This window comes from Bacillus sp. FSL R10-2201 (genome assembly GCF_038008665.1).
GTDB classification, from domain to species: domain Bacteria; phylum Bacillota; class Bacilli; order Bacillales; family Bacillaceae_G; genus Bacillus_A; species Bacillus_A mycoides.
Genome location: NZ_JBBOZP010000001.1, coordinates 3,270,361 through 3,291,669, shown reverse-complemented (window position 1 = coordinate 3,291,669; position 21,309 = coordinate 3,270,361). Strand labels below are relative to the sequence as shown.

15 protein-coding genes and 2 pseudogenes are annotated in these 21,309 nt (G+C 34.9%); 13 read left to right on the top strand and 4 right to left on the bottom strand.

The genetic code is table 11. The annotated features are described in order from the left end of the window. The first annotated feature begins 32 nt into the window (after nucleotides 1-32). From NSQ69_RS17025 to NSQ69_RS16970, 12 genes and pseudogenes are all read left to right on the top strand, one after another. On the top strand, nucleotides 33-1,451 hold the full coding sequence (locus NSQ69_RS17025; protein ID WP_002128395.1) for an MATE family efflux transporter: 1,419 nt from the start codon (nucleotides 33-35) through the stop codon (nucleotides 1,449-1,451). 44 nt (nucleotides 1,452-1,495) lie between these two features. Beyond that, complete coding sequence (locus NSQ69_RS17020) at nucleotides 1,496-1,777, top strand: cupin domain-containing protein (RefSeq protein ID WP_002128394.1); 282 nt, start codon at nucleotides 1,496-1,498, stop codon at nucleotides 1,775-1,777. 175 nt (nucleotides 1,778-1,952) lie between these two features. Next, a pseudogene (locus NSQ69_RS17015) lies at nucleotides 1,953-3,414 on the top strand (CoA-acylating methylmalonate-semialdehyde dehydrogenase). 30 nt (nucleotides 3,415-3,444) lie between these two features. Then, nucleotides 3,445-4,800 (top strand): aspartate aminotransferase family protein, encoded by a 1,356-nt coding sequence (locus NSQ69_RS17010; protein WP_161793966.1) that lies wholly within the window; start codon nucleotides 3,445-3,447, stop codon nucleotides 4,798-4,800. Nucleotides 4,801-4,907: 107 nt separating this feature from the next. Beyond that, nucleotides 4,908-6,527, top strand: a complete 1,620-nt coding sequence (locus tag NSQ69_RS17005) for an amidohydrolase (protein ID WP_088290932.1) — start codon at nucleotides 4,908-4,910, stop codon at nucleotides 6,525-6,527. Nucleotides 6,528-6,884: 357 nt separating this feature from the next. Next, complete coding sequence (locus NSQ69_RS17000; protein ID WP_088290933.1) at nucleotides 6,885-8,084, top strand: multidrug effflux MFS transporter; 1,200 nt, start codon at nucleotides 6,885-6,887, stop codon at nucleotides 8,082-8,084. Nucleotides 8,085-9,138: 1,054 nt separating this feature from the next. After that, nucleotides 9,139-10,929 (top strand): ATP-binding protein, encoded by a 1,791-nt coding sequence (locus NSQ69_RS16995; protein WP_088290935.1) that lies wholly within the window; start codon nucleotides 9,139-9,141, stop codon nucleotides 10,927-10,929. A 502-nt stretch (nucleotides 10,930-11,431) separates the two neighbouring features. Further along, entirely contained in the window at nucleotides 11,432-12,145 is a 714-nt protein-coding gene (locus NSQ69_RS16990) for a response regulator transcription factor (protein ID WP_078181386.1), read from the top strand. Continuing rightward, the gene (locus NSQ69_RS16985) at nucleotides 12,142-13,221 is read left to right on the top strand and encodes a sensor histidine kinase (RefSeq protein WP_078174107.1); all 1,080 of its coding nucleotides are present in this window, start codon (nucleotides 12,142-12,144) and stop codon (nucleotides 13,219-13,221) included. The genes NSQ69_RS16990 and NSQ69_RS16985 overlap by 4 nt, the downstream gene beginning before the upstream one ends. 467 nt (nucleotides 13,222-13,688) lie before the next feature. Further along, nucleotides 13,689-13,901 carry a hypothetical protein gene (locus tag NSQ69_RS16980; protein ID WP_078174106.1) on the top strand — a complete coding sequence of 71 codons (213 nt, stop codon included), beginning with the start codon at nucleotides 13,689-13,691 and terminating at the stop codon, nucleotides 13,899-13,901. Between the two features lie 332 nt (nucleotides 13,902-14,233). Further along, nucleotides 14,234-14,509, top strand: a complete 276-nt coding sequence (locus NSQ69_RS16975) for a hypothetical protein (RefSeq protein ID WP_078174104.1) — start codon at nucleotides 14,234-14,236, stop codon at nucleotides 14,507-14,509. After that, nucleotides 14,490-14,759: a hypothetical protein gene (locus tag NSQ69_RS16970; RefSeq protein ID WP_341099531.1), complete on the top strand. Its 270-nt coding sequence runs from the start codon at nucleotides 14,490-14,492 to the stop codon at nucleotides 14,757-14,759. Before NSQ69_RS16975 ends, NSQ69_RS16970 begins: the two co-directional genes overlap by 20 nt. A gap of 112 nt (nucleotides 14,760-14,871) precedes the next feature. Here NSQ69_RS16970 and NSQ69_RS16965 read toward each other — a convergent pair. The 3 genes and pseudogenes from NSQ69_RS16965 to NSQ69_RS16955 all read right to left on the bottom strand — a co-directional run. Next, nucleotides 14,872-14,931 (bottom strand): annotated as a pseudogene (locus NSQ69_RS16965) (YjcZ family sporulation protein); the annotation flags it as partial. Between the two features lie 410 nt (nucleotides 14,932-15,341). Then, nucleotides 15,342-17,561 (bottom strand): N-acetylmuramoyl-L-alanine amidase family protein, encoded by a 2,220-nt coding sequence (locus NSQ69_RS16960; protein ID WP_078174102.1) that lies wholly within the window; start codon nucleotides 17,559-17,561, stop codon nucleotides 15,342-15,344. Between the two features lie 541 nt (nucleotides 17,562-18,102). Beyond that, on the bottom strand, nucleotides 18,103-18,222 hold the full coding sequence (locus NSQ69_RS16955) for a YjcZ family sporulation protein (RefSeq protein ID WP_088290936.1): 120 nt from the start codon (nucleotides 18,220-18,222) through the stop codon (nucleotides 18,103-18,105). Nucleotides 18,223-18,640: 418 nt separating this feature from the next. On the opposite strand from NSQ69_RS16955, the gene NSQ69_RS16950 reads away from it, so the two are divergent. Continuing rightward, a complete protein-coding gene (locus NSQ69_RS16950; RefSeq protein WP_141110017.1) occupies nucleotides 18,641-20,032 on the top strand; it encodes an amino acid permease in 1,392 nt (463 codons plus the stop codon). Nucleotides 20,033-20,080: 48 nt separating this feature from the next. On the opposite strand, the gene NSQ69_RS16945 is transcribed toward NSQ69_RS16950, so the two are convergent. Next, nucleotides 20,081-21,100: a zinc-binding alcohol dehydrogenase family protein gene (locus tag NSQ69_RS16945; protein ID WP_088290938.1), complete on the bottom strand. Its 1,020-nt coding sequence runs from the start codon at nucleotides 21,098-21,100 to the stop codon at nucleotides 20,081-20,083. Nucleotides 21,101-21,309 lie beyond the last annotated feature (209 nt).

The following is a 21,309-nucleotide window of genomic DNA, read 5'->3' as shown; positions in this document are numbered from 1 at the left end:
GCTATATAAATTATTTATAAGGGGATATGCTCATGAAAATAGTGGACAACGGTCCGTCATCAAAAATAGAGCAACCAGAAGTAATGAATAAGCCGGTGGATGATTCAGTGCTAGGAACCAAAAGTATTCCGTTACTATATTTACGGTTTGCTTTGGCGGGAATTATGGCTAACGTAATTTTAGGAGTTGTATCGGTTGTTGATGGCTATTTCGTCAGTGGCTTTCAGGAGCTGGAAGTCGAAGGGATCGGAATTGGATTTACGGTCATGGTTATTACCCGTATGATTGGTGTTCTTTTAGGTGTGGGAGCCGGAGCGGTCATTTCACTTCGACTGGGGAAAGGGAAAATCGAAGAAGCTAGAAGTATTATGGGACAAACTTTATGGTTTACTCTTTTCCTATCTTCTTTGTTAGCTATACTTGGGTTGGTCTTTGAAAATGATATTATGATTTTATTCGGAGCAAGTGATGAAGCACTTCCGTATGCGGTGCAATATAGCCGACTGCTATGGATTTCGTTGCCATTAACGATATTGGCCGTTGTATTAAGTATTTTAGCTAATATCGATGAAAAGCCTATATTATCAATGAACAGTTGGTTAGTCGCAGCGGTTGTTGCTGGGACTATGGAATGGATTATGGTAGTGAAGTATGACATGGGGATGATGGGTTCTTCATGGGCTAATACGATTTCGCAATCGATTCCTGTTCTCCTAATCTTTTATTTCTGGTTTGGTAAAACAAAACTTAAGCCAAAAATGAAAGATATGATGATTAATCTCAAGAAGATTGGTGAAGTGGTTTGGACGGGCTTTGCATCTTTCTCGAGTCAGTTCATGATGTTTATTGCAATTATTTTCACCAACAACTTACTGCAAAGCTACGGTGGTGGTCTACACGTTGCAGCTTTCACGATTCAAAACGGTTATATTACAAATCTCCTCGCCTTAGCAGCGCTTGGTGGGATGACAGGGCTTCAACCGATTATTAGTTATAATTACGGTGCGGGCAACCTTGATCGTGTGAAACAAGCAATTAAGATGGGACTCATTTTTACAGTTTCCTTCTTTGTAATCGTGACAGCCATACTAGTCATTTTTGCAGATCCAATTGTGTCATTTTTTTCCGGTGGTAATCCTGAATTGCAAAAACTGGGCATTTGGACGACAGTTGTATTCAATTGTTTGTTTACGCTTAGTGCAGTTAGCCTGCTTATCTCCGGTTATTTCGAATCGCAAGAGAGAAACTGGTCCGCAACGTTTATTAGTGTAAGCAAAATATTGTTGTTCATGTTACCGTTTCTATTTATTTTCCCGAAATTCTGGGGTGTAGAAGGTGTATGGTACGCTGCTCCTGCTGCAGAAATTCCAGGTGTTCTCATTGCCATATACTTTATGAAAAAAGAGTTTAAACGTTTAAAAAATCCAAGTGTTAAGGCAGTAGATTTATAGACTTATTCCTTCAAAATTATCAATACGAAAGAGAGAGGATTGTCATGTTTTTTGCGAAAAAACTTACAGCAGAAGAAGCAGAGCAACTAGGTGCCAACGCATGGGAACCGTGGGTAGGCGAACCGAATAAAGGAACGTGGCATGTAGAAGATCAGGAAGTTTTCTATGTGACAGATGGTGAAGTGTTTATTACTGTTGATGGGGAAAAGTATCATATTACAAAGGACTGGATCGTTTCCTTGGCTAAGGACCTTGTTTGTGAATGGGATTGCCCAGTATTTTTGAAAAAGAATTATAAGATGAACCATGAGATCCATCTGAAATAATGTGAACTGGGGAGTGGACAAATGCTAAGCAGATGACTGCTCCTGCGTATTCAATGAATAAGATTAATAATGTTGAAGAAATGTATGTAAATAAGTTTACATACCGTCAAATGAATGCGCTTTCTTTTTAGGGGCGATAACATAGGACGGTTATCTTAAAATAGGAGGCTTCACCATGGTAGTAATGAAAAATGTACAAACGTTGAAAAATTATATTGGCGGACAATGGATAGAATCCACAAGTAAGCAAGTTGAAGATGTACCAAATCCAGCAACAGGAGAGATTATTGCTCGTGTGCCTCTTTCGACTAAAGAAGATTTAGATAGAGCTGTAGCAACTGCGAAAGAAGCATTCAAAACATGGAGAAAGGTCGCTGTGCCTCGGCGTGCTCGGATTCTATTTCGCTATCAACAGCTATTGATTGAAAACTGGGAAGAGTTAGCTAAACTCGTAACCTTGGAAAACGGAAAAAGTTATAAGGAAGCATACGGTGAAGTGCAGCGGGGGATTGAATGTGTTGAATTTGCCGCAGGCGCACCCACTTTAATGATGGGAGAGCAACTTCCCGATATTGCTACTGGTGTTGAATCAGGGATGTATCGTTATCCGATCGGAGTAATCGCAGGAATAACGCCATTTAACTTTCCGATGATGGTGCCATGCTGGATGTTTCCACTCGCGATTGCATGCGGGAATACATTTGTATTAAAACCATCTGAAAGAACACCGCTATTGGCTAATCGCATAGCTGAACTGTTTAAAGAAGCAGGTCTTCCAGATGGAGTACTAAATATTGTGCATGGTGCACATGACGTCGTTAACGGCATTCTTGACAATGAGGATGTGAAAGCTGTATCTTTCGTTGGTTCTCAACCTGTGGCTGAGTATATATATAAAAACAGCAGCAGCTAACGGTAAACGTGTACAAGCTCTTGCAGGGGCAAAAAATCATTCGATCGTATTAAAAGATGCGGACCTTAGTTCTACAGTGAAAGAAATTACAAGTGCTGCCTTCGGTTCAGCTGGTGAACGATGCATGGCAGCGGCTGTTGTTGTCGTGGAAGAAGACGTTGCGGATGAGCTCGTTAATAGACTGCTTCAAGAGGCTAATGCAATTAAGATTGGTAATGGTCTGGAAGAAGGTGTTTTCCTTGGTCCCGTTATTCGTGAAGTACATAAAGAGCGGACACTCGGATACATTCAATCCGGTGTAGAGCAGGGAGCGACACTTATTCGTGACGGACGTGAAGACGATGTAGCAAACAGCCAAGGTTATTTTGTTGGCCCAACGATTTTTGATAACGTGACAGAGGAAATGAAAATCTGGCAAGATGAAATTTTCGCACCGGTTCTTTCTATTGTACGCGTAAAAGACTTGATGGAAGCGATTCATGTTGCTAATGCATCACCATTCGCAAATGGTGCATGTCTGTACACAAATAGCGCGAAAGCTATTCGTGAATTCCGTGAAGAAATTGATGCAGGTATGCTTGGGGTTAATCTTGGAGTTCCTGCTCCAATGGCATTCTTCCCGTTCTCAGGTTATAAGAAATCTTTCTATGGTGATCTCCATGCAAATGGAAAAGATGGCGTAGAATTCTATACTCGCAAGAAAATGCTTACGGCTCGTTATTGAAAGAGTGATGTAAAACCATAAAAAGATAGAATGGAGCTGGTGATTGTGCAAGCGACAGAACAAACACAAAGTTTGAAAAAAACAGATGAAAAGTACCTTTGGCATGCGATGAGAGGAGCAGCCCCTAGTCCAACGAATTTAATTATTACAAAAGCAGAAGGGGCATGGGTGACGGATATTGATGGAAACCGTTATTTAGACGGTATGTCTGGTCTTTGGTGTGTGAATGTTGGATACGGCCGAAAAGAGCTTGCAAGAGCGGCGTTTGAGCAGCTTGAAGAAATGCCGTATTTCCCTCTGACTCAAAGTCATGTTCCTGCTATTAAATTAGCAGAAAAATTGAATGAATGGCTTGATGATGAATACGTTATTTTCTTTTCTAACAGTGGATCGGAAGCGAATGAAACAGCGTTTAAAATTGCTCGTCAATATCATCAACAAAAAGGTGATCATGGACGCTATAAGTTTATTTCACGCTACCGCGCTTATCACGGTAACTCAATGGGAGCTCTTGCAGCAACAGGTCAAGCACAGCGAAAGTATAAATATGAACCACTCGGGCAAGGATTCCTGCATGTAGCACCGCCTGATACGTATCGAAATCCAGAGGATGTTCATACACTGGCAAGTGCTGAGGAAATCGATCGTGTCATGACATGGGAGTTAAGCCAAACAGTAGCCGGTGTGATTATGGAGCCAATCATTACTGGGGGTGGAATTTTAATGCCTCCTGATGGATATATGGAAAAAGTAAAAGAAATTTGCGAGAAGCACGGTGCGTTGCTCATTTGTGATGAAGTTATATGTGGATTTGGACGAACAGGGAAGCCGTTTGGATTTATGAATTATGGCGTCAAACCAGATATCATAACAATGGCAAAAGGTATTACAAGTGCGTATCTTCCTTTGTCAGCAACAGCAGTTAGACGAGAGGTTTATGAGGCATTCGTAGGTAGTGATGATTATGATCGCTTCCGCCATGTAAATACATTCGGAGGAAATCCTGCTGCTTGCGCTTTAGCTTTGAAGAATTTAGAAATTATGGAGAATGAGAAACTCATTGAACGTTCCAAAGAATTGGGTGAACGACTGTTATATGAGCTAGAGGATGTAAAAGAGCATCCAAACGTAGGGGATGTTCGCGGAAAGGGCCTTCTTTTAGGCATTGAACTAGTGGAAGATAAGCAAACAAAAGAACCGGCTTCCATTGAAAAGATGAACAAAGTCATCAATGCTTGTAAAGAAAAAGGTCTAATTATTGGTAAAAATGGTGACACTGTTGCAGGTTACAATAATATTTTACAGCTTGCTCCTCCATTAAGCATCACAGAGGAAGACTTTACTTTTATCGTTAAAACAATGAAAGAATGTTTAGCTCAACTTTAATTAATTATTGATAAATCTTGTTAAAAAGCGGATGAGCCTATTAGGAGATGTAACTTTAAATACTGAATGAATTACTCGAAAAGAGTAATTCCGAAAGGGTTGAGTTTATGAAAGCTGATGTTGTATTGATAAATGGAGAAGTTATTACAGTAGACCAAAAGAATGCAGTAGTCGAAGCTGTCGCAATAAAAGATAATCAAATCGTAGTTGTTGGCTCAAATCAGGAGGTTAAGAGTTTTATAGGAGAAAACACGGATGTAATTGACCTGCAAGGGAAAACGCTTCTTCCTGGATTCATTGATTCCCATCTCCACATCATTTCTCATGGACTAAATCAGTTGGCTGTCAGTTGTAAAGCTGAACATATTGATTCTATCGATGCTTTATTAGATGATCTGAAAAAGAAGGCCTTAGAAACGCCAAAAGGTGAATGGATACGTGCTTGGGGCTTTAATGAAACCGCTGTGGAGGAAAAGCGTTATCCAACAATTACTGAGCTGGATGAAATTTCAGTTGAACATCCTATTATTATAACTCGTACTTGTCACCACATAAGCGTGGTGAACAGTAAAGCATTAGAAATTGCGCAAATTAACGAGAACACACCGGATACGAGTGGGGGAGTTATTGAAAAGAATCAGGCAGGAAGGCTTACAGGAAAGTTAATTGAAGCAGCAAATATGAGTATGAGCGAGGTTGCAAGTTATACAGAAAGTGAAATGATGAAGGCTGTGAAAATTGCATCAGATCATTTCGTTGCAGCTGGCATAACAAGTATACATGACGCAGGTGGAGATGGACCGGAGAGTTTTCGTTTACTACAACGAGCTGTGAAGAGTAGGGATATTCGTGTCCGAATATATGCAATGATATGTCAAATAAATAACTCTCATGAATTTGTTAATAAAATGGTCGAAGCTGGTGTGGTAACTGGTACCGGAGATGAAAGATTCAAAATCGGACCAGCTAAATTGTTTACAGATGGAAGTAGCACGGGGCCTACAATTGCAACCCGTAAGTCATATTCAAGTGACCCTAACAATTACGGCATTCTTTATTATAGTGAGGAAGAAATCTATAAGGTTTTAGGTGAAGCGCATAAAAAAGGCTATCAAATCACTGTACATGCACAAGGTGATAAAGCTATTGAAATGTATTTGAATTGTGTAGAAAGGGCGCTAGAGGAATCACCAAGAAAAAATCACCGTCATCGAATCGAGCATGCGGGAATTTCTTCACCAGATTTACAACAGAGAATGAAAAAACTCGAGATGATTCCTATTCCAAATCCTCCATTTCCATATGAATTCGGAGAGATATATGTAGAGCACTATGGTGATCGTGTTAATCACATGTACGCTGCTCGTGATTTTATTGATCGTGGCATCATTGCAGCAGGTAGTTCGGATGCACCAGTTACTGACTATAATCCTTTATTAGGAATTCATGTTGCTGTCAATAGAAAAACTAAGTCTGGAATAGAGGTTGGTGCTAATCAATCTATAAGCGTAATGGAAGCTATTAAACTATACACATGGAATGGTGCTTATGCGAGTTTTGAAGAAGAGATAAAAGGAAGCATAGAGGCCGGAAAACTGGCGGATTTAGTTATATTAAATGACAGCATTTTAAGTGTCAATCCAAACCAAATTAAAGATTTAAAAGTAGAAACAACAATTATTGATGGTGAAATTATTTATCAAAAAGAACAATCAGTGAAAATGTAGCAATAAAAAAACGCCCCTTCAATTGTGAGAATGATTTTAACAATTGAAGGGGCGTTTCAGTTGTTTAGTTGCGCTTTTCAAATCGTATTAATTTTCCGAGAGAATTGAAAGGATATTCGTCTACTAACAAATATTCAGATTATGAACACTAGAAAATGAACACAACCTATCATATAATTGAAAGACTATATTTTAAAATCAATGTTAATATTACCCTCCTATAAGTATTAACATGCGTAATTGAGGTGTTTTCTTTGTTGTTTTATGATCGAATTTCTATAATGGCCCCTCCTGTTCCATAGCTAAGGAAAGTCTATTCATTTCTGAGATTTTCAAAGTTATAGGAGGGTATTAAAAGTGAAAAAAGTCTCAGTACCATCACTTTGGTTAATGATTATTCTTGTGGCATTTCCGCAAATTAGTGAAACAATTTACACACCGTCTTTACCGGATATTTCAAAGGCGTTGCACGTAAGTAATAATGAGGTACAGTTAACGCTTAGTGTTTATTTTGCTGGATTTGCTTTAGGTGTATTTTTTATTGGATGGTTATCAGATATAATTGGTCGTCGCCCAGCAATGTTATTTGGAATTGTAGTATATGGCGCTGGAAGTTTCTTATGCTATATTGCAAGTTCCATTGAATTTTTATTGTTAAGTCGTTTTATTCAAGCGTTTGGAGCAAGTGCTGGCTCAGTTGTGACACAAACGATTCTTCGTGAAAGTGTAGAAGGGCATAAACGTCATGTTATGTTCGCTCAAATTTCGGCAGTCATTGCTTTTACACCAGCGATAGGTCCGCTAATTGGGGGCTTTCTGGATCAAATGTTTGGATTTAAAATAGTATTTTTAAGTTTAGTTGTTATGAGTGTGGGGATTTTTCTGTATACTTTTGTTTCTCTTCCGGAAACAAAAATGGACTCAGTAACGAATAAAATAAATGTCTTTTCAGTGTTAAAAAGATTAATTACAAATCCGAAAGTAGTAACATACGGTCTATTAATTGGAGGAGCGAATGGTGTTTTATTTAGCTACTACGCAGAAGCGCCGTTTATCTTTATTGAATACTTTCAGTTATCACCTAGTATGTACGGATTTCTAGGAATTGTAGTTGCGTCTGCTTCTATTATTGGAGCGAAAGTTTCAAAACGGTTACTGCCTATTTATAAACCGGAGAAAATCATATATATAGGTTGTATTGTAATGACAGGGGGAGCAGTCATTTTATCTGTTATTACTTATGTTGGATCAAATCCCAACATAATATATATGATTGGATTTTTAGTAGCGATGTTTATATTGCTATTAGGAATTGGGATAGCGTTACCTAACTGTCTCAGTCTAGCATTAGTAGATTTTCAAAATGTCATTGGTACAGCAGGCGCATTATTTAGCTTAGGGTACTATATAATAGTCACGCTGACAATTTGGGGAATGAGCCAGCTGCATACAGGTTCCTTAGTAGTCATGCCCCTATATTTTTTAGTTATTGTAGTAATTATGGTGGTTTTCACTCGAGTATTTATTTTGAATGATAGAGCTGAAAATTCTGTTTAAATATATAAAAAAGAGAGTCTCATTGAAAAATGAGACTCTCTTTTTTATAAAAATTATCATTCGTGCTGATAATTTTTAGTACTACAGTTTTACAAATTTTATTTATTAAACAAGAGATTTTTTAGCAACTGTTTTTTATCATCTACAATAAATTGTGAATATAGTTGCCATGTGGGGGATATAAGATTTTATCTAAAACCTGGTATTGGCCTGTGTTTGTTCTACGTTTGGTTTATATTTGGTTTATGCTTGGTTTATATTTGGTTTATGTTTCGTTTTCGTTTGGTTTATGTTTGGTTTCATTAATTACAAAATCAGTTACAAAAGTTACAAAATCTATTTTTGTTATCAAAATAGACTTATATTACGGAGGAGAGCGTGAAAAAATGTCTTTAGGAGGGGACAAAAAATTTTGGTGAATAAAAATGTATTATCAAACTTGGACATACTCATGTTATGAATCTAAACATAAAGGGAAATAGTATGAATAAACCAATAGCATTTAAATGAAAACATTATTACTCAAAAATTTATGCTCATTTTAAGATGGCAGATATGATACAACATAAGATTTCGAGATTTGATAGGGATGATGAAATGTTGTAATTATTTCAATTACAACGTTATCAGTAATTGCTTAGTTTGTAAATATTAAAATTAGTAAAGATAATAGGGAAATATAGATTATTTTTTGTTTGTACAATGATTATAAACTAGGTTTATCAGTATGATTTAGAATTAAATAGTTTATATAAAAGTAAGAAGATAATAGATTTACTTATAGCGTGCCGTTGATTCAGAAAGAAATACAATTGATTTTTATTTAGGTGAAACAAGAAAACATAAGCCCGCATAGCTTTTTTTTAAGAAAGCTTTGCGGCCCTTTTTATAGTTTAAACCTTTGTATTATTACTCTATACAAGTATGCGGTTGATCCTAGGGTATTTCAGAACGAATCCATCATTGTAATAGGGAATTGTTTATTGTTTCTAGTTGGAAAATTTATATTGGGAGTCTTAAAGATATAGTAAATATAAAGGAGATGGGTTAAATAATGAAATACACACTTAAAGATCTTATAAATATAAACGAGTTTAAGAATATAACAGAGCAATTTTATAATTTAACTAAAGTTCCATTCTGTCTCCTTGATAATAATCAAAATGTTATATTTTCCAAAGGTGACCCTTTTTTTCATAATCCAAAAATCCAATCGTCCCAAGAAATGCATATTCCGATCATTATTGAGCAGGAGCATATAGCAACCTTTGTTATAGGAACAAGTATTAATAAAGGGGGGATTGTGGATTCTCATATAAAATATTTTAAATGCATTGCAAATCTAATTGAAGAGATGGCAACACAACAATTACACCTTAAAAAAATTCATGAAAAAGATTCACAAATGAATGCGATAACAAATCATGAGGAAAATTGTTTAGGTAGTATATTACAAAATATGCCAATTATGATTAATGCTATTGATGAAAAAAGAAATATTATTATGTGGAATCGGGAATGTGAATTAGTAACTGGATATAATGCAGATGAAATAATTAACAATCCAAAAGCGATGAAATTGCTACATCCTCATAGACCTAATCGTAACGATTTATTGCAAAATGGTCACGATTTTAGAGATTGGGAGATGGATATCACATGTAAAAATGGTGAGATAAAAACTATTATGTGGTCTGATATTTTACATAGTATTCCAACTTTGGGATGGAGTATCGGAGCAATTGGAATTGATATAACTAAGCGTAAGAGGATGGAAGAGAAACTTAAACAAACCTCGACTGAACTAGAATTAATTTTTAAAGCAATTCCTGATTTGTATTTTTTGTCGGACCTTGATGGGACCATTAAGGATTGTAAAGTGAATTCTATATCCAAATTTTATGTTCCAATTGAAGAATTTATAGGGAAAAAATTCCAAGAGATATTACCAGTTTCTATTATAAAACAATTTGAGAAGGCTATTAATCAAATAAAAACTTCATCTGCTCCTGTATTAATAGATTATTCTCTACAACTAGATGATGAAATTTATTATTTTGAAGCAAGACTTTTACCGCTTTTTGAGGATAAAATTATGATTATTGTACGTGATATTACAGAGCGTAAAATAACGACGGAGTTATTAAAGAAATCAGATACCCTTAATGCAGTAGGACAATTGGCAGCTGGGGTCGCTCATAAAGTTCGTAACCCATTAACAGTAATTAAAGGGTTCGTGCAATTATTGCAACAGGAAGTAGGGAAGGATAAAGAATATTTAAGCTTAATACTTTCTGAAATTAGTAGTATTGAAACAGTTCTTCAAGAATTTTTATCTATTGCAAAACCGAATGCTGCAGTATTTGAACCGAAAAACCTTTGTACTATATTAGATAATGTAGTCGACTTAATAAGTACACAAGCAATTATGAAGAATATTCGTATTGCATTGAATATGGATGATGAAAACTTATTGATTGAGTGTTGCGAAATTCAATTAAAACAAGTTTTCTATAGTATTTTACAAAATTCTATTGAGGCTATACAAAATGGTCAAGAAATCATCATTAATGTGAAAAAACATAATAGTACCGAGGTTAAGATTTGTATTTTAGATAAAGGGGTAGGTATTCCTTCAGAAAGAATTAAAAGACTAGGTGAACCTTTTTATAGTACAAAAGAAAAAGGGACGGGTGTTGGGCTCATGATGAGTTATCGAATTATTGAAAGTCATGGTGGGAAAATAAGTATAAAAAGCCAAGTTGGGAAAGGAACTACTGTTACTCTATTTTTCCCAATTTATAACGGTGGCTCAGTTGGTGATGTTAGTCCAAATAGCATGTAATCATAACTAGCAAATAAATCTCTGAAAATGAATAATTAAACGATTATCTTGTAGAAACATAGGTAGTCTGAAGTGATTTGATCAGGCAAAGAAAAATGGATTTAATAGGGATAATGTAACTTGAATTTGAAGTACAACTCCTAATTTTATTAGACGTTACATTTTATGCATGAAGTAAAAGGATTCTTTCAAAATTTACTTAATAAGTTAGATTGATAATTCATGATGTAACAGAAGATAAAAAAGTTAATTTAGGGAAAAGAAGGTCGCTCTAAATACCATTTAGGTTAAGTTGCATGTATGTCTTAAAAGTGAAAAGTTTCTTTTTCTCGGCTATAGAAAAAGAAACTTTTTTACTTGAGTGATAATTTTTTATGATAGTTGTGAAAGGGTTTTGTTATATTTTCGAAAGAAAAATGCAATGTATATAAATTAAGATGAATTTACGCATATTGATTTTATATCATTCGCCATTGATGAAGGAACAGAGGAGATTTAATGTATGAAAACAAAAATTGCAATTATAGAAGATGAAGATAATATACGAGAGATATGTAAACGGTACTTAGAAAGAGAAGGGTATGAAGTATACACTGCTGTGAACGGAACAGAAGGGTGGAATGTATTTCAACAATTTCAACCAGATTTAATTATTTTAGATTTAATGATGCCAGAAAAAGATGGATGGGAACTATGTGAGGAAATTCGCCAACATTCCAATGTACCTATTATTATGTTAACTGCGAGAGGAGAAGAAAGAGAACGGATTTTAGGATTAACAATGGGAGCGGATGATTATGTAACAAAACCCTTTTCACCTCGTGAATTAGTATTAAGGGTACAAATTATATTAAGAAGAGGAAGTCAAGTAACAATTCAAGGAATAGAGCCTACATCAGGAATGATAGAGTTTCCAGATTTGAAAATTGATCCAACGAAAAGAAGTGTATTTGTTTGTCAATATGAAATAGAGTTAACTGTGAAAGAGTTTGAGGTGCTTTATCTCATGGCAAAACATCCTAAACAGGTGTTTTCAAGGTCTCAACTTCTTGAACAAATTTGGGGATTTGAGTATGAAGGTTGCACAAATGCAGTAACTGTATTAATGAGTCGTTTACGTGAGAAATTGGAGAAGCATACAACAAAGAACCGTTGGATTCATACGGTTTGGGGCATCGGTTATTGCTTTGAACCAGATGGAGGGAATGATAAATGAAGTTACGAAATCAACTTTTATTGATGAACCTATTAAGCACGGGTATCATGGTAATTTCTATATGGTATAGTGAAAGGCAAATGTTACTTAGACCAGAACAGACACGGTTATTAATAGTAATAGTAATTGTAGCAATGATTATTTCTACGATTATTTACTGGTTAATGACACGCCCTATTATGAAATCTATTCAAAATTTAATTGCCTTAACCAAACAATTTAGTGATAGACGATTTGGGACGATGTACATAATAGGGAAAGAACCGGAAGAGTTTAAAGAATTAGCGACAGCTTTTCAAGAAATGGCTAAAAAACTAGACGAAAGCTTTGCTAAGTTAGAAAAAGGAGAGAAAGCACGTACAGAGCTGATTGCGAATATTTCCCATGACTTACGAACTCCCATGGCTAGCATACAATTGATGACAGAAGCGTTACAAGATGGATTAATTGAAGACCCTGATATGAAACAACAATATTTAACGACAATCCTAAATGATATACAACGATTAAGTGGATTAATTAATAACTTATTTGACCTTTCTAAGTTAGAACTTGGACAAGAAGTTTTTCATCCAAGTTTAATACATGTAGATAGCATTCTATTAAAAGTAATAGATTCACATGCTATCTTATTGCAAGATAAAGAGATTGATTTGCAATTGCACGTTTCTGAGACATTACCAAGAATTTGGATTATGCCATGTAAAATAGCGCGAGTTATCAATAATTTGTTGCATAACGCGATTCGGCATTCTCCTACATGTGGAACAATCGAATTAATTGTAGAGGAAAATAAACAGAAGCAGCAAGTCCAATTCACTTTGTGTGATGAAGGGGAGGGGATTTCTCCAGATGATCAATTGCGTATATTTGAACGCTTTTTTAGAACGGATCCATCAAGAAGTTCACAATCTGGAGGTTCTGGACTTGGTTTAGCTATTGCAAAATCGCTAGTTGAACTGCATAAAGGACAAATTGGTGTTCGGGACCGCCAAGATGGGAAACAGGGATGTGAATTTTGGTTTACTCTTCCTGTTACATCAGAAAAAAATGAGGCGATTGAAAGACTTTTGTAACATTTACGAAAGGAAATTGAAAGATATATATAATAAGATTACTGTATCGAAGGTGATTATATTTTAATCTGAAGTGAAAAGTATAAGTATAAGTATAATTTCATCTTTTGTAATCTTGTAGATAGGATGAAAGAGAGGAAGAAATAAAATGGTTTAAATGAAAAAAAGTAACTCCTGCAACCTTAGTATTTGCTTGTTCTAGTAGGTCCAGTATCTTCATCTTCTAGTTTGATAACTGCCGTTGAAAAAGAAAACCCGTCATTAAATATAAAAAATGGACAGGTGCCAGAAGAAAGTTTCAATTTCAACAGATGTAATTAAAACAGATGATTAAAAACTAGTTCATTCAGATGTACTAGAAAAATAAAGTGGTATGGAAAAGGAACCTTATTTTCTAAACTGCCTTTATAGAATGAAAATAAAGAATCACATACATAAAAAATATACGGAACAGAGGTAACTACACGATGATTTTAAAACTATTATTTATACTTTTTGGCGTAATCTTAGTATTATGGGGTATATATAGAATGAAAACGGATGAAGCATTTATAGGAAAAACACAAACAAGAAAAAATATTTTTAATTTCTTTATTTTAGGAGAAGCAGCGGGACTAGGACAATTCTTAAGCGGAATTGCATGTATAATTATAGGGATTTTATCTTTTATAATTAAATAGTTTATAAATAAAAGGAACACAACTTTAAAATAAAAGTAGTGTTCCTTTTATTTTTGTCACCTGTCAGATTTACAATTTATCAGGTAGAAAAGTAAAACAGGGAGCAAGCATAGAAAATTTCTTTTTCCTTTTTGTAGAGCTTCGTACGCCAAATACAGATGATCTTGAATCATGTAAACAGCTTTATATTCGCTTAATTTTTTTTACTTTTTCTGTAGTAACAATTTTCTCATTTGAGGAGATGCGCGAGACATGTGTAAATTCAGTGGAATCCAATATTTCCTATTTGGGTATGATAGAATAGTAATATATCTAAAACGGAGGAAAGACAAATGGACTCAAACACAAAGCAGTTTATTTATGATATCCGGCAAAGAAAGAACAATTATATGGACGATGTATTAACAGCAATACAGCACCCTAAAAAAGAGCAATCTAAACAGGTCATTCAAAATATAGTAGAGAAGATGGATATGATGATCAGTTTAGTTACTACTTACATGGCGATTGAATCAGAATCTATGAAAGAATTAAAAGAGCTTCAAGAAGAAATTATTCATGCTCAAGCATATATTCAAAAAAGAAAATTTGAAGAAACACAGAGATAATATCCTGTGTTTTTATTCTCCTGTTCAATCAATTTCTGAATGCCCAATTCATAAATTAATTGAACAGGAGAAAAAGGAATTAGTATTTAACACCTTAAAACAATTTACATACGAAGGAAAAGTAAAAAGATCTACAGTAAGAGAAATTGAAACAATTTTCAAAGAAGTAAAAGAACTAAACGAGTTAATACGTAAGGGAAGAATAAAACGTAAGAATAATGAGGCTGAGACATATATTTGTTCTTACTAAATAATAAGTTTATATCTATAATTTGTTTGTTTCATCCCTGCACATTGTGTGAGGATTTTTTTCATAAAGAAAAGACACTCCAATGAGTGCCTTTTCTTTACTAGTAAGTAAATCAGCAAAAGCAACTAGCTTCAACTATGATTAATAATATAAAGAGCACAATGATTAAACTTTATTTTAAAGATACAGTAAAAAGATAAAACCAGAACGATTGGAGAACCATTTATATGGTCAATTGATTGCAATGTTACTCTGTTCTTCTATCATGTTTCAAATGCTCCAATTACTCCTCATGAAGAAAAAACGTCATCCTTTCTAATCTAGCTTGTTTAGAAAAGATAACGTTTTTTGTATTTAAGAGTATTAAAATCTCTTAAGTTGAGGGGCATGTAGGGTGCCCTCTGTTAGTTCAATAAGAATTAAATGACTTTATTATTCATTTATACTTGAATCGTCTTTTTTGTATGTGAAATTTTCCCTTAATGTACAATATTTTTTGTCGTGTCGAGCTAAATATAGCATACATAGAAAAAGGGAATGCAGTATAGACCAGCATTCCCTTGTTATCATCATGTTATTATTTTAGTATGGCATTTTATGTCCCCAATAGTCGAAGTGATAATCTTTACCGTCGATTTTAAACCAACCGTCTGCATAAAGTGAACCATCTTCTCTAGCACAATACCAAAGGTATCCGTATGCAAGAGGAAAAGGTCTATATCCACCACCAACTTGGAACCATCCTGTTTTAGCTGCCCCATTCTCATCGAAGTAATAATATTTATTATCGATAGTTTGCCAGCCCGTTTGTGCTACGCCGTTATTGTCGAAATGGTATAGCTTACCATCGGTTTTTTCAAACCCTGCTCGGTTAACTGATCCGTCTTCATGAAAATAATATTTTTTACCGTCAATGTCTTTATAATCATTGAACGTATCATTGAATCCATTTGTGAAATAGTATCTTTTACCGTCTATAATTTTCCAACCGGTATAGAAAACTCCATCTTCTAAACTATAATATGCCAGTGATTTCTCGTTTTTGTTGATCCCTGTTTTCAAAATCGAACCGTCTTTATTAAATGCTAATATTTTGTTGTCAAACTGAACATTAACAATGCTGTTTATAGCTTCTCCATTTAGATTAGAAACGCTCTCAAGCACACCTTTGTCGGAAAAGTGAAGGATAACCTCTTGATCTTCTATACGTATTTCCTTTTTATTTACATTGTAATTTTGGAAAAAATAAATTTTACCATCTATATCTTTCAAGCCTTCTTTAATAAACGCTCCAGAAGCATCGGAATAGGTATCACCTTTCAAGGCTGATTTTTGCAAGGAACCATCATCATTGAAGTGATAGTACTTATCATTAATATATGAGTTAGATGAACCTCCCGTGACCATGCCAGAATTATCTGGACTAAAATAATACGTCTTACCTTCAATGTCTTGCCACCCCGTCAAGAAAATCCCATCAGCATCTGCAAAATAATACTGATCACCTCGGTTTACCCAACTGTTCTTTATCACGTTTCCAGAGGAATCTTTTGCACTCCATTTAGTAGGGTCCTGTTCATCAGTTGCAATCTCTATTCCGTCATACTTCTGCTTCTCATTTTCTTTACCCGGATACCACTCTTTTAACCAGTTATGAATTTCATTGTTGTTTTTTCCAGGGAAACGAATTTCGGATTTGAAACTCCAATCAGTACCAAATTGTTGAACATTTTGATTACCAGCCAAACTTACTCCATTCTTGTTTTTCAAATGGAACTGGAATTTATCATCATGAGAATTGCCGGTCTGAACAAGTTCAAACAATTCATCATCACCAATTGAATCGGAATATTGAAGTGTATTTCCTTCTTTCCCTGAAAGATATTTTGAACCTGTTTTTACCAATACTTTATTCGTCCCTTTTTTATAGGGGATAATTTGATAAGGTTTACCATCATTTAGTGTAGTAAATGGTAGTGCGATAGGTGTCTCTAGGATGCTAGTACGATCTGCCAATATATCAGGTAACCGATTATTAAAATCTGCAAGAGCTTCGGAGTTATTCGTAACATAATTAGAAAGAACATCTTTGCCTACTGGCTGTGAAGTAATTGTTGCTAATACTCGTTTTTCTTCTGGTAGTTTACTAAAAAGATCTTCATTAACATAACGAATATCACGTAAACCAGAGCCATTAGTAAGAAAATATCCTGGGAATTCTTGACGTTCAAATTCAGCTGCTAAAACATTTTTACCACCGCTATTGTCACTTTTTAGATAATAGGTTTTGAAATTCGTAAGTGAAACACCCGTATTTCCTTCATCTAATTGTTTTTGTGTAATATACAAAATATCATGTTTAGATAGTTCTGGTTCATCAGGAGTTAAGTCTACTATTGTACCAGCGCCCTTAATACGAATTTGTTCTCCATGCTTGATTGTTTTATATTCAACTTTCCCATTGGTATAAGCAATTTTAATTTTCTTGCTAAAATTCTGATCTTTATAATAATCAAACACACTAATACCAAATTCCCCTTTGTTAAAAGTAGGAGCTTTATAAGCAACATTTTCTAAACGAGATGCATAACTGTTTTTTGCATCTTGTTCTTCTAACCATTTCCCAAATGGCTCTTTAAGAAACGTGTCATATACATTTCCAAATGTTGTAACAATCGTTGCGAATGTATCAACATCTGCTTTCACTTTATATTCTGTTACGGGGCTGGCGCTGAATAAAATCCCCATTGCAATCCCTACAGGAAGGACTTTTCGCATACTTTTTTTTGCATTTCCATTCATAATTGTGCTCCTCACTTTGTGCTACCTTATTTTTTCTATTTGTTAAACTGCATTTAACGTTCCGAAGTTTATCTTAGTATAAACACCTTTCAAATTTCTTTCATAAATGTTACAAAAGTCTTGCATGAATACCGTATAAAATTCTGAATTTTATACGGTATTCTATATTTTTTCAACCTGACTCCATGCTCATTAAGCGAGGATTTTTAAGTATCCCAAAATAAAATTTTCATTTGTAAAATGAATTAAGTAGTAAACAAGAAAGGCTGGCAAAATGCCAACCTTTCTTGTCTTTTGGGTCTCAATTTTTATTTTAATAAATCAATAATAACTAAAAGGAATAGTTTATATCGTTCTTGTTATACAAAGGCCTTTTTATTAAACTATCTATTTTATGGGGTACAGTTCATTTCGTATTGGGTTATTTGTTAGCCTGATGGATATGTAGCGAAACCCAGGACAGTAATACCTAAAAAAATAGGAGTGTTATTACAATTTAAAATGAATGCATAAAAAAAGACACTCTTAAGAGTGTCTTTTCTTAGCAGCCGAATCCGCTACAGCTAGCTCCAACTATGATTAATAAGATAAAGAGCACAACTAGTAAGGCGAATCCGCCACCAAAACCACAGCCGCCACCGTAACTATCACCATATCCCATAATACTTCCTCCTTTACGTAAGAGGGGAAAACATTGTGTCACTCTTTTGTTTTAACGGGTTTACATTACTTTATGCATTTTTAATGATGAATGAGTAGGTCCTTTGAGAAATGATTAAAGAAAAACAACGTACAGGAATAAAGTTACTAGTATAGTAATGGGTTGTATTCGATTAGCATATAACGATCTACCAGAAAAAGTAATTGTATTTTTCAGATAAATGAATTATTATAAAATAAGCAATTTTACAATTGCACAAGGTGGGGAAGATGAAGAGGGTTAAACGACTTAATAAGAGATGCAAAACAATTTTTAAGTTTGTTTCAACATAATACTTGCTTCATCATTTTCATACCTGAAAAGAATTAGGGTATAGCTTGAAATCACGGCAATGAATCATCTAAGAGGGGGAAGTGAAGTGGCAAACAAAGAATTGAAACGAGGTTTAGAAGCACGTCATATTCAAATGATTGCTTTAGGCGGAACAATTGGTGTTGGTTTGTTTATGGGGTCAGCCAGCACGATTAAATGGACAGGTCCGTCAGTAATGCTTGCATATGCAATCGCAGGTGTTTTCATCTTCTTCATTATGCGTGCCATGGGAGAAATGTTGTATATGGAGCCAAGCACAGGTTCATTTGCGACATTTGGTCACAAATATATTCATCCGTTAGCTGGTTATATGACAGCGTGGAGTAACTGGTTCCAGTGGGTTATTGTTGGGATGTCAGAGATTATCGCAGTTGGAGCGTATATGAAATATTGGTTCCCGGATTTACCGGCTTGGATACCTGGTATTATCGCGATGGTTATTCTTGGTGCGGCTAACTTAATTTCTGTTAAGTCATTTGGTGAATTTGAATTTTGGTTTGCGATGATTAAAATCGTTACGATTTTATTAATGATTATTGCCGGATTCGGCCTCATTTTCTTCGGAATTGGGAATGGAGGAGAAGCAATCGGCATATCTAATCTTTGGGCAAACGGCGGTTTCTTCACAGGTGGTTTTTCAGGATTTTTCTTTGCATTATCACTTGTAGTTGGGGCGTATCAAGGTGTGGAATTAATCGGGATTACTGCTGGTGAAGCGAAGAATCCGAAGAAGACACTTACAAGAGCGATCCAAAGTACAATTTGGCGTATTTTAATTTTCTATATTGGTGCTATTTTCGTTATTGTAACTGTTTATCCTTGGGATCAATTAAGTTCAATTGGTAGTCCGTTCGTAGCAACTTTTGCGAAAGTTGGTATTACGGCAGCTGCGGGACTTATTAACTTCGTTGTTATTACAGCCGCAATGTCTGGTTGTAACAGTGGTATTTATAGTGCTGGACGTATGCTTTATACACTAGGAGTAAATGGACAAGCACCGAAATACTTTACGAAGATCTCTAATAACGGTGTACCTTTATTCGGTACAGTTGGTGTAATTATCGGTTTAGCGGTTGGTGTTGTTTTAAGTTATATTGCACCAAAAAACTTATTCGTATATGTATATAGTGCGAGTGTACTTCCTGGTATGGTGCCATGGTTTGTCATTTTAATTAGTCAAATTAATTTTAGAAAAGAAAAAGGAGCAGAGATGAAAGATCATCCATTCAAAATGCCATTTGCTCCTGTTACAAACTATTTGACAATTGCCTTTTTAATTATGGTATTAATCGGAATGTGGTTTAACGATGATACGCGTATTTCATTAGTTGTAGGTATTGTTTTCTTAGCTATCGTCACAATTAGTTTCTATGCTTTCGGAATAGGGAAACGACCTCCGTTAGATGTTCAAAATGATCAAGAGATTTCAAGTAAATAAAGATAGTAAAAAGTCCGATTTCCCGTTTAGAAATCGGACTTTTTATTATTAAAATTTCTCTAAAACGATCTTTCCAATTGTACGCCCACTTTCAAGTTGTGCATGTGCTTTCTTTATGTTTTCAGCGTTAATTGGTGTGAATGTTTCATTTAATGTAGTCTTTAAAATGCCTTCATCTAATAGTTCGCTTACTTTATTTAATAGTTCGTGCTGCGTACTCATATCACCAGTTTCATACATCGCTTTTGTAAACATAAACTCCCAAACGAATGTAGCACTTTTACTTTTTAAAATTCCCATCTCAAGAGGGTGTTCATTTTCTACGATAGAGCAAATTTTACCTTGTGGTTTAATGATGTCACCCATCGCGTGCCAATGCTGATCAGTATTGTTTAAGCAGAAGATATAATCTACATCTTTTAGCCCAAATTCTAATATTTGATCTTTTAAAGGTTGGTGATGATTAACTATATAATCGGCACCGAATTTTTCCACCCAGTGTATAGTTTCGTTGCGGGATGCGGTTGCGATTACGTTTAGTCCAGCCCATTTAGCTAACTGAATAGCAATCGAGCCAACACCACCAGCTCCGCCGATAATTAAAATGTTTTTAAATGAATTTTCATCTTTCTTATTATAATCAATCCCTAAACGTTCAAACAAACCTTCCCATGCGGTAATGGCTGTTAAAGGAAGTGCTGCAGATTCAGCATCACTTAACGTTTTTGGTTTTTTACCAACAATTCTTTCATCAACTAAATGGTATTCACTGTATGTACCTTGCCTTGTAATGCTTCCAGCGTAAAATACTTCATCGCCTTCTCTAAATAATGTACAACCTTCGCCAGTTTGTACGACAATACCACTAGCATCCCAGCCAAGTATTTTCGCTACTTCTTCTTTTTTATCTTTCGGAGATCGGACTTTTGTATCAACTGGATTAACGGAAATAGCGTTAATTTTAACAAGTATATCCCTTCCTGTGGCAACAGGTCTTTCAACTTCAATATCAATTAAACTGTTTTCTTCTTCAATAGGTAAGTATTCATGTAAACCAATTGCTTTCATTTTTATTCCCTCCATTAAAGTAAGAGTCTTTTTCTCTTTTATTATAGTAGGTAAAGTGTCATTATGTAAAAAAGTTGAGTCCTTTCCATTTTGTTAAAGGCTGGTTTCAGCCTCATTTAGAACTTTGTAAATGGAGAGGAGCCATCGTTTTGATTTTATAAGCGTCGGATGAAATATATACTTATTTTTCCAGTGTACCTTGCAATGAA